The following is a 12,884-nucleotide window of genomic DNA, read 5'->3' as shown; positions in this document are numbered from 1 at the left end:
CCCGGCGCCGGGGCTACTGACGCCGCAGCAGGGCGACGACCGGCCGGCCCTGCCGCCAGCGGAGGTGGCCGGCGAAGAGCGAGCGCTGCGGCACCAGGCCGGGGCGCCGCTCGAGGTCGTGGCGCGGCGGGCAGGCCCGGTCGGTGCGCCAGCAGGTCCAGCCGTGGAAGTAGACGAGGTTCCGGGCGCCCCGCCGCTCCAGCACGTCCAGGCCACCGGGCCCGCAGACCCCCTGCTGCGAGCGGCGCAGCAGCGGCGCGCGGCGGGAGTGCTCCCACCGCCAGAGCCGGGTGGTGCGGCGGTACGTCGTGCGGTAGCCGCAGTCGCCGAAGTAGCCCTCGGACGTGAACAGCACCAGGTGCCGGCCGCGCCGCACCAGCTCGGGGTTCTCCGTGACCCCGCGCCGCCGGACCAGCTCGTGGCTGCGCTGGCCGCGCATCACGCGCCCTCCGCCCACCGTCAGCTGCACCATCCGGATCGTCGAGGGCGCGGTCTGGGTCTTGTAGAGCAGGTAGCGCCTGCCGTCCCGGTCGCGGAAGCCGGACGGGTCGATGACGCCGCGGCGGGCGTGCACCCGCCGCACCTTCCGGACCGGGTCCTGCGCCCGCGGGGCCCGCGCCCGGGCGGGGCACACGAGCGGGCGGCGGCCCACCGGCCGGAACTCGCCCAGCAGGTCGCGCGCCCGCGCGACGCCGATGCAGCGGCCCTCGGGGCCGAGCCCGCGGACCGGGGCGGAGTAGTACAGCAGCCAGCGGCCGCCCGCCCGCACCACGTCGGCGGCCCAGATCCGCGGCGAGGAGGCCCAGCCCGGCAGCCGGGTGAGCGCCGGCCGGGCCGGGGTCCAGGGGCCCGTCGCGGAGGGGGCCGTGGCGCGCGGGGCGTACGGGCCGGTCGACACCGCGACGTACCCCCCGGCGTGCCGGACGACCGCCGGGTCGGCGAAGCCGCGCTGCCCGCCCACCGGCTGCGCCTGCCCCGTGCGGCCGGCCGCGGGCGCGACACCCGCGGGCAGGCCGACGACCACGAGCGCCACCAGCAGCCCGACCAGCGCCCTCACCAGGGCGCGCGGCACCCACCCCACCAGCACCATGCGTCCCCGCCCCTCCGTAGCCCGGGAGAGGATCGCCCGCCGCCGTCGGGAGCGCAGGCGGCGTGACCGAACCGTGACCCGGCAGGATGGGGCGCGTGGGACACGGGCACACGCACGCGACCGGCCGCGCCGAGGACCGGCGGCGGCTGCGGGTCGTGCTCGCGATCACCGCCACCGTGCTCGTCGTGGAGCTCGTCGGCGCCTGGGCGACCGGCTCGCTGGCGCTGCTCGCCGACGCCGGCCACATGGCCACCGACGCCGCGGCCGTCGTGCTCGCGCTCGGGGCGTCGTACGTCGCGGCGCGCGGTGGCGGCCCGCGCTCGACGTTCGGCCTCCACCGCGCGGAGATCCTCGCGGCGCTGCTCAACGCGCTGGTGCTGCTCGGCGTCTGCGCCTACCTGGCGTACGCCGGCGTGGCCCGGCTCCTCGACCCCGGCGGGACGCACCTGGAGGCCGGCCCGATGGTCGCCTTCGCCGCGGTCGGCCTGGTCGCGAACCTGCTCGCGGTGCTGGTCCTGCGCGGCTCGACCAGCGGCTCGCTCAACATGCGCGGCGCGACCAACGAGGTGCTCGCCGACACCGTCGGGTCGGTGCTGGCCCTGGTCGCCGGCCTCGTGGCCTGGACCACCGGCTTCGACCGGGCGGACCCGATCGCGTCGCTGGTGATCGCGGTGCTCATCGCGCCGCGGTCGTGGGTGCTGCTGCGCGACAGCGTCGCGGTGCTGCTGGAGCTGGCCCCGGCCGGCCTCGACCTCGATGACGTGCGCCACCACCTCGGGCACGTGCCGGGCGTGGTCGACGTCCACGACCTGCACGCCTGGACGATCACCAGCGGGATCCCGAGCCTGTCGGCGCACGTCACGGTGACCGACGAGGCGCTCGCGGAGCGCGGCGTGGGTGCCGTGCTCGACGACCTCTGCGCGTGCGTGGGCGAGCACTTCGAGGTGCGGCACGCGACGTTCCAGGTGGAGCCGGTCTCCCACGGCGCGCACGAGGACCTCGGCGAGGTGCACTGAGGTCCACTGGGGTCCGCGCGCCTCACCCGACCGGAGGCGTCTGGGACCCCCCTCGCCGGGTCAACGGGTGACCATGACCTCCACGCACGCCCACGCGCACCCGTCGGTCGGCCGGATCGTCGAGGGCTACGACCCCGACGGCGAGGTCGCTCTCGGCGGGTACGCCGGCAGCCTCACGACGTACGGCATGGTGCTCGCCGGGATCGCCGCGGCGGGCTCGGCCTCGGGCCACCAGCTGGCCGAGCGGTACGACCTGGCCGACATCGCCCTCGGCGGCCTGGCGGTGCACAAGTTCACCCGGCTGCTGTCGAAGTCGTCGGTCGCGGCGCCGGTGCGGGCGCCGTTCACCTCCTTCGAGGGCGCAGCCGGCTCGGGCGAGCACCTCGAGAGCGCCCGGGAGGGAGGCGGGATCCGGAGCACGGTCGGCAAGCTGATCACCTGTCCGTTCTGCCTGGGCGTGTGGATCGGCACCGCCTACATCGCGGGGCTCAACCTCGCCCCGCGGCCCACCCGCACCTGGGCCGCGCTCTTCGCCGTCACGGCCGTCTCCGACTCGCTCCAGCACGCCTACGCGCGGCTGCGCGGCGACTGAGCCGGGCGCCTTTCCCGGTCGGGCGTCTGGCGCTCGCGACCGCGCCCGGGCCACGGCGGCTCGAGGACCCTCGGACCGGCGCTCAGGCGTCGGCGTCCTCCTCTGCGGCCGCCTTCAGCCGGGGCAGGGTGCCCTCGATGCCGCGCCGGTTCTTCTCCGGCATGCCGAGCCGCTTCATCGCCGCCCGCCCGAGCCGGTTGTAGTACGTGCCGTCCCAGGTCTCGGTGACGCGGGTGCCGGGCCGGCCGGCGAGGTCGACCGGCTCGAGCTCGTAGCGCCAGCGGTGCGAGCCGAGGTGCTTCCAGGCGATGAGCCGCCCCTCCTCGAACTCCACGACCTTGTTGCGGATGCGGTACGGCGCGCCCATCTTCATGCTCATCCCGAACGTCGCCCCCAGGCCCAGCCGCTCCGGACCGGAGACCGAGCCCCGGACGGTGCCGGAGCCGTCGATCCGCGGGTGCTGGCGGGGGTCGGCGAGGATCGCGAACACGGTCTCGGGCGGTGCGGAGACGATCTCGGTGGCGGACACGCGCAGCTCGGGGTCGGTCATGGGCCGAACCTAGCCCCGGGACCCCAGGTTGGCGCCCGCCCGGCGGGCGCCGGTACGTTGTTCGCCACCACGCATGTGGTCCCGGTCACAAGGCGCACCACCCCCGCGTCGTACGGTCCGGGAACTCACCACCCGGCGACCGGACGACCCCGGAGGCCGGTGACCACGAAGGAGTGCGCCCGTGAGCCAGACGTCCGGATTCGGCCCCGACCTGGCGGAGGTGTTCGGCCCCTCGCAGCGCGACGGCGGGCCGGAGCTCGTCCAGCTGCTGACCCCCGAGGGTGAGCGCGTCCACCACCCCGAGTTCGACCTCGACTTCTCCGCCGACCAGCTGCGCGGGTTCTACCGCGACATGGTGCTGACCCGGCGGATCGACACCGAGGCCACGGCGCTCCAGCGCCACGGCGAGCTCGGGATCTGGGCCCAGCTGCTCGGCCAGGAGGCCGCGCAGATCGGCGCCGGTCGCGCGCTGCGCCCCCAGGACCACGTCTTCCCGACCTACCGCGAGCACGGCGTCGCCTGGTGCCGGGGCCTCGACCCGCTGCGCCTGCTCGGCCTCTTCCGCGGTGTCGACCAGGGCTCCTGGGACCCCGAGGAGTTCCACTTCGGGCTCTACACGATCGTGATCGGCGCCCAGACCCTGCACGCCACCGGCTACGCGATGGGGATGCAGCGCGACGGCGTCGTCGGCACCGGCGACCCCGACCGCGACGCCGCGGTCGTCGCGCACTTCGGCGACGGGGCCAGCAGCCAGGGCGACGTCAACGAGTCGTTCATCTTCGCCGCGTCGTACAACGCGCCGGTCGTCTTCTTCTGCCAGAACAACCAGTGGGCCATCTCCGAGCCGATCGAGCGGCAGACCCGGATCCCGCTCTACCAGCGGGCGCTCGGCTTCGGCTTCCCCGGCGTGCGGGTCGACGGCAACGACGTGCTCGCGACGTACGCCGTGACGCAGGCGGCGCTCCAGCGTGCCCGGGACGGGCAGGGCCCGACGCTGGTGGAGGCCTACACCTACCGGATGGGCGCCCACACCACGACCGACGACCCGACCCGCTACCGGCTCTCCGACGACGTCGAGCACTGGAAGCTCAAGGACCCGATCGCGCGGCTGGAGGTCTACCTCAAGCGCAACGGCCTGGCCGAGGGTGGCTTCTTCGAGGAGGTCAAGGACGAGGCCGACCAGCTCGGCGCCACGCTGCGCGAGGGCTGCCGGTCCATGCCGGACCCGGCCCCGCTGAGCATGTTCGACCACGTCTACGCCGAGCTCACCGAGGAGCTCGCCGTCCAGCGCGACGGCTTCGCGGCGTACCTCTCCCAGTTCGAGGAGGCCTGAGATGACCGGACACCCCACCCAGGCCGCGACCCAGAGGGTCACCCTGGCAAAGGCGCTCAACATGGGCCTGCGCGCCGCGATGGAGCACGACGACAAGGTCCTCGTGATGGGCGAGGACGTCGGCAAGCTCGGCGGCGTCTTCCGGATCACCGACGGCCTGCAGAAGGACTTCGGCGAGGACCGGGTCATCGACTCCCCGCTCGCGGAGTCCGGCATCGTCGGCACCGCCGTCGGCCTCGCGCTGCGCGGCTACCGGCCGGTGGTGGAGATCCAGTTCGACGGGTTCGTCTACCCCGCCTACGACCAGATCGTCTGCCAGGTCGCGAAGATGCACTTCCGCAGCCAGGGCCGCTCGCGCCTGCCGATGGTCATCCGGATCCCGTTCGGCGGCGGCATCGGCGCGGTCGAGCACCACAGCGAGTCGCCGGAGGCGCAGTTCGCCCACACGCCCGGCCTCAAGGTCGTGGCCTGCTCGAACCCCGTCGACGGCTACTGGATGCTGCAGCAGGCCATCGCCAGCGACGACCCGGTGGTCTTCCTCGAGCCCAAGCGGCAGTACCACGCCGACAAGGCCGAGCTCGACGTCCACGCGACCCCCGAGCCGCTGCACGCGTCCCGCGTCGTCCGGCGGGGGACCGACGTCACCGTGCTGGCGTACGGCCCGACGGTGAAGACCGCGCTCAAGGCGGCCGAGGCGGCCTCCAACGAGGGCCGGTCGCTCGAGGTCATCGACCTGCGCACGCTCTCGCCGCTGGACATGGCGCCGGTCCACGAGTCGGTGCGCCGCACCGGTCGCGCCGTCGTCTGCCACGAGGCGCACGTCAACCTCGGCATGGGTGCCGAGCTCGCCGCGCGCATCACCGAGGAGTGCTTCTACTCCCTCGAGGCGCCCGTGCTCCGGGTCGGCGGGTTCGACACGCCGTACCCGCCCTCCCGCATCGAGGAGGACTTCCTGCCCGACCTGGACCGCGTCCTCGACGCCGTCGACCGCTCGCTCGAGTTCTGAGAGGACGACCGTGCCCCACTACCTCCTCCCCGACGTCGGCGAGGGCCTCATCGAGGCCGAGATCGTGTCCTGGAAGGTCAAGGTCGGCGACGTCGTCGACATCAACGACGTCGTCGTCGAGATCGAGACCGCGAAGTCGCTGGTCGAGCTCCCCTCGCCGTACGCCGGCGCGGTCACCGCGCTGCTCGTGCCCGAGGGGGAGACGGTCGCCGTCGGCACGCCGATCATCGCGATCGGCGAGCCCGACGCCGCTGCGGCCTCCGCGGCTCCCGCGCCCGGTGAGCAGCCGGGGGCGTCGTACGCGACCCCCACGCCCGAGATGGAGATCGACCTGTCCAACCCCGCGGCCAGCGGGGGCGGGGAGGGCGAGAGCCTGGTCGGCCGCAACAAGGCCGACCGCGGCCCGCTGCGCCGCCCGCGCAAGGGGTCGGCCTCGCCGTCGACGGAGTCCGCGGCGGCGACCCAGATGCAGGTGCAGGGCGCCTTCGCGCCCGGGGGCGCCCAGTCCGACCCGGTCGTCGAGGCCGACGAGCCGGCCGTCCCGGCCACGCCCGCCCCGCCGCTGCCGGTCGACGAGCGCGTGCTCGCCAAGCCGCCGGTGCGCAAGCTGGCCAAGGACCTCGGGGTCGACCTGACGGCCTGCGCGGCGTCCGGCCCGGACGGCACCGTCACGCGCGAGGACGTCGTCGCCGCCTCGCAGGCCGGGTCGCCGTCGGCCGCGTCGGCTGCAGTCCCTGCGCAGGTGCAGGCCCCGGCCCGCGTTCCCGGGGAGCGCGAGACCCGGGAGCCGATCAAGGGCGTGCGCAAGATGATGGGGGCCGCGATGGTGCAGTCGGCCTTCACGATCCCGCACGTGACCGAGTGGGTCACCGTCGACGTCACCCGCACCGTCGAGCTCGTCGAGCGGCTCAAGGGCCACCGCGAGCTGCGCGACGTGCGGGTCTCCCCGCTGCTCGTCGTGGCGCGCGCGGTGGTGCTCGCCATGCGGCGTACGCCGGAGGTCAACTCCTACTGGGACGACGCCGCGGGCGAGGTGGTGCTCAAGCACTACGTCAACCTCGGCATCGCCGCGGCCACCCCCCGCGGGCTGGTCGTCCCGAACGTCAAGGACGCCCAGGACCTCACCCTGCGCGAGCTGGCCGAGGCGCTCGGTGCCCTCACCGCCACCGCACGCGAGGGACGGACCCAGCCGGCGGAGATGAGCGGCGGGACGTTCACGATCACCAACGTCGGGGTCTTCGGCGTCGACGCGGGCACGCCGATCATCAACCCCGGCGAGTCGGCGATCCTCTGCGTCGGCGCGATCGGCAAGCGGCCGTGGGTCGACGAGGGGACCGGCGAGATCGTCGCCCGCGACGTCACGACGCTGGCGCTGTCGTTCGACCACCGCCACATCGACGGGGAGAAGGGCTCGCGGTTCCTCGCCGACGTCGCCTCGATCCTCGCCGACCCGGCCTCGGCGCTGCTCTTCTAGCCCTCCCACCAGTGCCTCGTGATGCCCGGCGCGCGCCCCGGCGCACGCTGGGCACCACGAGGCGGGTGGGACGGCTCGGACGGCCTGGGCCTGGGGAGGACCGAGTAGGACCGGCCCGGTCGGGGTAAGCGGACGAGGTGAGCGACGACGGGTACCCCGAGGTCGGGGAGCGGCTGGGTTCCTACAGCGTCGGTGCGCGGATCGGCACCGGCGGGATGGGCTGGGTCTTCGAGGCCCTCGACACCCGGCTGAACCGGCAGGTCGCGCTCAAGGTGATCGCCCCGCAGCTCGCCGGCGACGAGGGCTTCCGGGAGCGGTTCGTGCGCGAGGCGCAGGCGCAGGCCTCCCTGGACTCCCCGCACGTCGTCCACGTCTACGAGCACGGTGACGTCGACGGGCGGCTCTACCTCGTCACCCAGCACGTCCCCGACGGCGACCTCGCCGGCCAGCTGCGGGCCCACGGCGCGCCGCCGCGCGAGGCCGCGGTCGACATCGTCGCCCAAGTGGCGGCCGGGCTGGCCGACGTCCACGCGGCCGGGTTCGTCCACCGCGACGTCAAGCCGTCGAACGTCCTGCTGCGGCGACGCGAGTCCGGCGTCACGGCGTACCTCGGCGACTTCGGGATCGTCCGCGAGGCCGGCGCCGACCACACCGCGACCGCGGCGGGCACGGCCGGCACGCCCGGGTTCATGGCACCCGAGCTGCACAGCGGCGCCAAGGCCGGCCCGCGCACCGACGTCTACTCCCTCGGCTGCCTGCTCTGGACCACGCTGACCGGATCCCCGCCGTACGACGGCTCCTCGGAGTGGGAGGTCGTCACCGCCCACCGCGAACGGCCGGTGCCGCAGCTGCCCGACGACGGCTCGCTGGCCGAGGGGATCAACGGCGTGCTCCGGCGGGCGATGGCGAAGGACCCGGCGGAGCGGTACGCCGACGCCGCGCCGATGCGCGACGACCTCCGAGCGCTCCTGGCCCTGCCCGCGGAGGGGCACGTCGTGCCGGTCGAGGCCGTCGACCCGCCCGTCGCCGCGCCGCTCCCACCGCCACGGAACGCCAGGCTCAAGATCGCCGCGGTCGTGGTCGCGCTGCTCGTGCTCGCCGCGGCGGCCGTCGCGGTGTGGGCGCTCACCTGGGGCGACGACGACGACCCGGCCTCCTCGGCACCGTCGGCAGGAGCGGGAGCGGGGCCGGCGGACCCGGTGGGCCGCGGTGCCGTCGCCAGCATCGCCACCGCGCTCCTCGAGCAGGGCGAGGTGACCCCGGCGGTCGCGTCCTGCGCCGCCGAGACCTGGGTCGAGCAGGCCGGCGTGGACCGCCTGCGGGCCGAGGGCTACCTCGACGAGCAGCTCGCGTACGTCGACCGGCCGGCCTCCGAGGTCTCCGCCGACATGCGCTCGGCGATCGCCACCGCCGTCGCGGCCTGCGGCGGCACGACGGCGGACTGACCCCCGTCGGCGCTCAGGCGTAGCGCCGGGCGCGGTCGGCGGGGCTGCCCGGCCCCGCGTCCAGGAGCGCGGCCAGCTCGTGCTCGAGCGCGGCGCCGACCCGCCGGCAGAACGCCTCGGGCTCGTCGGCGGCGTCGGGTCGCTCGGCGACGATCCGGTCCACGATGCCCAGCCGGTGCAGGTCGAGGGCGCGGACCTGCTGCTTGCGCGCCATCTCGGGTGCGTGGTCGAGGTCGCGGTGGACGATCGCGGAGGCCCCCTCCGGCGGCAGCGGGGAGAGCCAGGCGTGCTGGGCGGCGACCACCCGGTCGGCGGGCAGCAGGGCGAGCGCGCCGCCGCCGTTCCCCTCGCCGAGCATGAGGCACAGGGTCGGTGCGTCGAGCGTGACCAGGTCGGCGAGGCTGCGCGCGATCTCGCCGGCGAGCCCGCCGTTCTCGGCGTCGGGGGAGAGGGCGGCGCCCTGGGTGTCGATGACCGTCACCAGCGGCAGGCCGAGCTCGGAGGCGAGCCGCATGCCGCGGCGCGCCTCGCGCAGCGCGCCCGGACCCATCGGGTGGTCGGCGGTCTGGCCGCGGCGGTCCTGGCCGAGGAACACGCACGGCGCCTGCCCGAACCGGACCAGCGCGATGAGCAGGCCAGGGTCCTGCTCGCCCTGGCCGGTGCCGTTGAGGGGCACGACCTCGGAGGCGGCGTACTTCAGCAGCCGGCGGACGCCGGGGCGGTCCGGCCGCCGGGAGCGGGTGACCGCGTCCCATGTCTCGACGTCCGGGACGGTGCCGGCCGCGGAGTCGTCGGCTGGGGAGGGGACGGGCGTGATGCCGTGGCGCGGGGCGAGGATGACGCCCAGCGCCCGGTCGAGGATGCCGGCGATCTCCTCCGGCGCGACGACGGCGTCGATGATGCCGTGGGCGTAGAGGTTCTCGGAGGTCTGCACACCCTCGGGGAACGCCTTGCCGTAGAGCGCCTCGTAGACCCGCGGGCCGAGGAAGCCGACGAGCGCGCCGGGCTCGGCGACGGTCACGTGGCCGAGCGAGCCCCACGACGCCATGACGCCGCCGGTGGTGGGGTGGCGGAGGTAGACGAGGTACGGCAGGCCGGCCGCCTTGTGCGCGGCGACGGCCTGGCTGATCCGGATCATCTGCACGAACGCCGGTGTGCCCTCCTGCATCCGGGTCCCGCCGCTCACCGGCGCGGCCAGGAGCGGGAGGCGCTCGCGGGTGGCGCGCTCGATCGCCGCCACGAGCCGGTCGGCGCTGTCGCGGCCGATCGACCCCGCCAGGAACCGGAACTCCCCGACGACCACCGCGACCCGCCGGCCCTTCATCAGGCCCTCGCCGGTCAGCACGGACTCGTCGACGCCGCTCTTCTCCTCCGCCCGCCGCAGCTCCGCGGCGTACTCCTCCGAGACGCCGGTCCGTTCCGGGGCGGTGTCCCACGAGGTCCACGACCCCGCATCGAGCACGAGGTCGATCAGTGCGGCTGCGTCAGGTCGGCCCATGGCCGTGCAACCTAACGGCCGGGCCGGTGTGGGCGAGACCGCGACCCGCTGGTCGAGCAGCGAGCGCGAGCGAGCGTCGTCGAGACCCGGTGAGGTACGCAGGGCGTCAGGTGGTCGCCGGGCCGCCGGGCGGGCTCGGCGCGAGGCTTCCTTCTTGGAGTCGTGTGGTTGCGCGCCGCTGTGGTCGAGGTCCTGGTCGCGCCTGCTTCTCGGCCCACGGTCGGCGGGGGTCGACCGCTGTGGTCGCGGAGGTGGAGGAGGGAGTCGCTCCACTCGGCCTAGGGCCGTCGGTGGAAGGCGACCTTCCCGCCTTGCAGGTGGGTGGTGTCGTAGGCCGGGTCGTGGATGCGGGCGTGGTGGCGCGGGCAGAGGTTGCGGGCGTTGGCCAGGTCCGTGGCGCCGCCGGTGGACCAGGGTTGGTCGTGGTGGGCGTGGCAGAGGTGGGCGGGCCAGTCGCAGCCTTCTGCGGTGCAGGTCGGCTGGGTGAGGTTCAAGGCTCTGCGTTGGGCACCGGTGAAGAGCCTCGCGGTGCGGCCGAGGTCGAGCAACTCTGACTGAGTGCCGAGGACAGCGGGGATCAGTCCTGCCTCACAAGCCAGCCGTCGCGCCTGGGCGGCGGAGATGGTGGCGCCGTCGTCGAGGACACCCGGTGCGAGGCCGCCGAGGAGCGAGGCGAAGTCCATCGTGACGACGACTGAGGCGTTGAGGCCGCCGAGCTTCGGAACCGAGGAGGCGGTGGGGAGGCGTTCGAGGAGCTCGCAGAACGCGTCACCCATCCGCTCCGGTGACGGGCGGCGCTCGACCGCCTCGGGCGCGCCTGGTTCCTGGGTGGCGGCCTGGTGCTTCGGCGCCGCGAACGCCAACAGCGTCTTCTTGAGCATGGCGCCGTGCAGCTCGGGGAGCTTGAACTTCCCGACCACCGACCCGCGCCCGTCGGGGCTCATCGTCAGCCAAGCGGTCTCCCGAGCGAGGCGCTCCTCGGCCTTCAGGGCCTTGGCGTCGCGTGCTTCACCGATCTCGGGTGCGACGACGGTGAGGACGTGCTTGGCCAGGATGCGCAACGACTTGGGGTCACGGTGCCGCGCCTCGGCCAGCAGGTGCTGCTCGGCACGGAGCGGGATGGTCGGGTCGTCGAGGTCGGCGGGGAGCTTGTCGAGGCACTCGGTGATCACCCGAGCGTGGTGCACCGACACCTCGCCCTCGGCGAAAGCGGTGGCCGTCGGGCTGTGGCGGTCGAGGGACTCGGCCAGCCGCATGCGGTGCTTCGCAGCGGGACGGGTCTGATGCGTTTCGGTCGCCCACCAAGCGGCGGTGTCGGTGGCGCCGACCCGTTCGCCGGCGTGACGGCGTTCGGCCTCGGCGGCGAGCCGGAGCTCGAGCGCCTCGACGCGGGCGCGGAGGCGGGCAGCCTCGAGAAGGGTCGCCGCGACGTCGTCGTCGGACATCGACCACAGGTGGACCTCGTGGGCTCGGTCGAGGCGGGTGTGGGACTTCGCGACGGCGCGGGACACCACGTGCGCGCTGCGTCGGGAGTCCTTGGCCATGGGTCTACTCAAGCACCGACCACCGACAGTCAGACGCATGTTTCCCCAGGTCAAACCACATTATGGACCACGAGTTCGGGAACTTCTCGCCGGCCCCGGAGGCTCGAGGCCCTGCGCGCCTCACTGGGTCTCGACGACGCCTCGCCGGGGCTCGGCTGCTCGACCAGCGGGGGCCGACCTGATACCCGGGAGACCGCCGCGTCCACCCGCCGTACCTCTCCCGTAGCTGCCCCCACCGCAACCACCTATGGCCCGGAAGTCGGAGACGAGTGCCCGAGGCCTGCGCGCCTCGGCGGGGCTCGGCTGCTCGTCCGAGCTGGACGGCGGGGTGTCACAGGGCGGCGAGGACGGCGGCCTCCTCGTCGCGGGTGAGGCCGGTGACGGGGGCGTCGGGGGTGGCGCGGAGCCAGGCGAGGGTGTCACGGGCGGTGTCCTCGACCGGGCGGACCACCAGGCCGGCGTCGAGGGAGGGGTCGGCGTCGTGGGCGACGAGGCCGTCGTACTCGGGGCGCGGCAGCCAGAGCGGGAGCGACCGTGGGCCGGCCCACGGCTCGACGCCGTGGGCCTCGAGGGCGTCACGGGCGGTCCAGCGCAGGAGCGCGTCCCCGCCGCCGCTGCCGAGGGCGACGGCGGCGAGGAGGTCGCGGACCGGGGTCGCGGGCCCGACGCCGTCGAAGGTCCCGGTGGTGCGGCGCTCGGCCAGCGTGACGAGCCAGGCGGCGAGGTCGCGCACGTCGACGACCTGCACCAGGTCGTCGGGGTCGCCGGGGGCGAGGACGGTGGGGTGGGTGTCGACCGCGGCGAACCGGGCCGGCCAGTAGGTGAAGCGCCCCGTCGGGTCCCCCGGCCCGACCACCAGGCCGGGACGGACCACGGTGGAGGACCGGGCGCCGGCGCGCACGATCGACTCGCACGCGACCTTCATCGGGCCGTAGGCCTCCATGTCGACCGACAGGTCGGCGTCCTCCCGGTGCGGCTCGCGCAGCGGCAGCGAGCCGGGCGTGCCGCCGGGCGTCGACTCGTCGGCGTACACGTTGATCGTCGAGACGAACACCCAGTGCGCCTCCGGTGTCGCGGCCACCGCCGCCCGCACCCACGAGGGGTGCCGCGCCACGTCCACCACCGCGTCGTACGTCGCCGCGTCGGCCTGCAGCGTCTCCGGCAGCGGCTGCGTCCGGTCGAGCTCGACGTGGTCGGCCCCGTCCGGCACGGGTCCGGACCTCCCGCGGCACGCGCACACCACCTCGTGGCCGCGGGCCAGCGCCTCCTCCGCCACCGCGCGCGAGAGGAACACCGAGCCGCCGAGCACCAGGAGCCGCATGACCCCACCGTGCCC

At 74.8% G+C, this 12,884-nt stretch carries 11 protein-coding genes; 6 read left to right on the top strand and 5 right to left on the bottom strand.

The genetic code is table 11. From position 1 onward, the window contains the following. Positions 1-13 precede the first annotated feature (13 nt). Entirely contained in the window at positions 14-1,090 is a 1,077-nt protein-coding gene (locus OSR43_RS20175) for a family 43 glycosylhydrolase (protein ID WP_302268596.1), read from the bottom strand. 86 nt (positions 1,091-1,176) lie between these two features. On the opposite strand from OSR43_RS20175, the gene OSR43_RS20170 reads away from it, so the two are divergent. Further along, entirely contained in the window at positions 1,177-2,106 is a 930-nt protein-coding gene (locus OSR43_RS20170) for a cation diffusion facilitator family transporter (protein WP_302268594.1), read from the top strand. Between the two features lie 73 nt (positions 2,107-2,179). After that, entirely contained in the window at positions 2,180-2,698 is a 519-nt protein-coding gene (locus OSR43_RS20165; RefSeq protein WP_302268593.1) for a DUF1360 domain-containing protein, read from the top strand. A gap of 82 nt (positions 2,699-2,780) precedes the next feature. Here the strand turns inward: OSR43_RS20165 and OSR43_RS20160 are convergent, their stop codons facing one another. Beyond that, complete coding sequence (locus OSR43_RS20160; RefSeq protein WP_302268592.1) at positions 2,781-3,248, bottom strand: SRPBCC family protein; 468 nt, start codon at positions 3,246-3,248, stop codon at positions 2,781-2,783. Positions 3,249-3,459: 211 nt separating this feature from the next. Between OSR43_RS20160 and pdhA the strand changes: the two genes are divergently transcribed. The 4 genes from pdhA to OSR43_RS20140 all read left to right on the top strand — a co-directional run bounded on the left by pdhA (position 3,460) and on the right by OSR43_RS20140 (position 8,506). Further along, on the top strand, positions 3,460-4,581 hold the full coding sequence (pdhA, locus tag OSR43_RS20155) for a pyruvate dehydrogenase (acetyl-transferring) E1 component subunit alpha (protein WP_302271733.1): 1,122 nt from the start codon (positions 3,460-3,462) through the stop codon (positions 4,579-4,581). A 1-nt stretch (position 4,582) separates the two neighbouring features. Next, positions 4,583-5,587 (top strand): alpha-ketoacid dehydrogenase subunit beta, encoded by a 1,005-nt coding sequence (locus tag OSR43_RS20150; RefSeq protein WP_302268590.1) that lies wholly within the window; start codon positions 4,583-4,585, stop codon positions 5,585-5,587. 10 nt (positions 5,588-5,597) lie between these two features. After that, positions 5,598-7,061: a dihydrolipoamide acetyltransferase family protein gene (locus OSR43_RS20145; protein WP_302268588.1), complete on the top strand. Its 1,464-nt coding sequence runs from the start codon at positions 5,598-5,600 to the stop codon at positions 7,059-7,061. 137 nt (positions 7,062-7,198) lie between these two features. After that, positions 7,199-8,506: a serine/threonine-protein kinase gene (locus OSR43_RS20140; RefSeq protein ID WP_302268586.1), complete on the top strand. Its 1,308-nt coding sequence runs from the start codon at positions 7,199-7,201 to the stop codon at positions 8,504-8,506. A gap of 13 nt (positions 8,507-8,519) precedes the next feature. On the opposite strand, the gene OSR43_RS20135 is transcribed toward OSR43_RS20140, so the two are convergent. The 3 genes from OSR43_RS20135 to OSR43_RS20125 all read right to left on the bottom strand — a co-directional run bounded on the left by OSR43_RS20135 (position 8,520) and on the right by OSR43_RS20125 (position 12,869). Then, entirely contained in the window at positions 8,520-10,004 is a 1,485-nt protein-coding gene (locus OSR43_RS20135; RefSeq protein ID WP_302268585.1) for a carboxyl transferase domain-containing protein, read from the bottom strand. A gap of 278 nt (positions 10,005-10,282) precedes the next feature. Further along, on the bottom strand, positions 10,283-11,548 hold the full coding sequence (locus tag OSR43_RS20130) for an HNH endonuclease signature motif containing protein (protein WP_302268583.1): 1,266 nt from the start codon (positions 11,546-11,548) through the stop codon (positions 10,283-10,285). A gap of 331 nt (positions 11,549-11,879) precedes the next feature. Beyond that, positions 11,880-12,869 carry an NAD-dependent epimerase/dehydratase family protein gene (locus OSR43_RS20125; protein WP_302268582.1) on the bottom strand — a complete coding sequence of 330 codons (990 nt, stop codon included), beginning with the start codon at positions 12,867-12,869 and terminating at the stop codon, positions 11,880-11,882. Between the last annotated feature and the right edge of the window lie 15 nt (positions 12,870-12,884).

This window comes from Nocardioides sp. Arc9.136 (genome assembly GCF_030506255.1).
GTDB lineage: Bacteria > Actinomycetota > Actinomycetes > Propionibacteriales > Nocardioidaceae > Nocardioides.
The sequence above is the reverse complement of the archived record's forward strand: the minus strand, read 5'-3'. Positions and strand labels throughout refer to the sequence as shown.

Excerpts from the sequence above, each read along its gene's own strand:
- OSR43_RS20175 (WP_302268596.1), bottom strand. The coding sequence starts at position 1,090 with ATGGTGCTGGTGGGGTGGGTGCCGCGCGCCCTGGTGAGGGCGCTGGTC.
- OSR43_RS20170 (WP_302268594.1), top strand. The coding sequence starts at position 1,177 with ATGGGGCGCGTGGGACACGGGCACACGCACGCGACCGGCCGCGCCGAG.
- OSR43_RS20165 (WP_302268593.1), top strand. The coding sequence starts at position 2,180 with ATGACCTCCACGCACGCCCACGCGCACCCGTCGGTCGGCCGGATCGTC.
- OSR43_RS20160 (WP_302268592.1), bottom strand. The coding sequence starts at position 3,248 with ATGACCGACCCCGAGCTGCGCGTGTCCGCCACCGAGATCGTCTCCGCA.
- OSR43_RS20150 (WP_302268590.1), top strand. The coding sequence starts at position 4,583 with ATGACCGGACACCCCACCCAGGCCGCGACCCAGAGGGTCACCCTGGCA.
- OSR43_RS20135 (WP_302268585.1), bottom strand. The coding sequence starts at position 10,004 with ATGGGCCGACCTGACGCAGCCGCACTGATCGACCTCGTGCTCGATGCG.
- OSR43_RS20130 (WP_302268583.1), bottom strand. The coding sequence starts at position 11,548 with ATGGCCAAGGACTCCCGACGCAGCGCGCACGTGGTGTCCCGCGCCGTC.
- OSR43_RS20125 (WP_302268582.1), bottom strand. The coding sequence starts at position 12,869 with ATGCGGCTCCTGGTGCTCGGCGGCTCGGTGTTCCTCTCGCGCGCGGTG.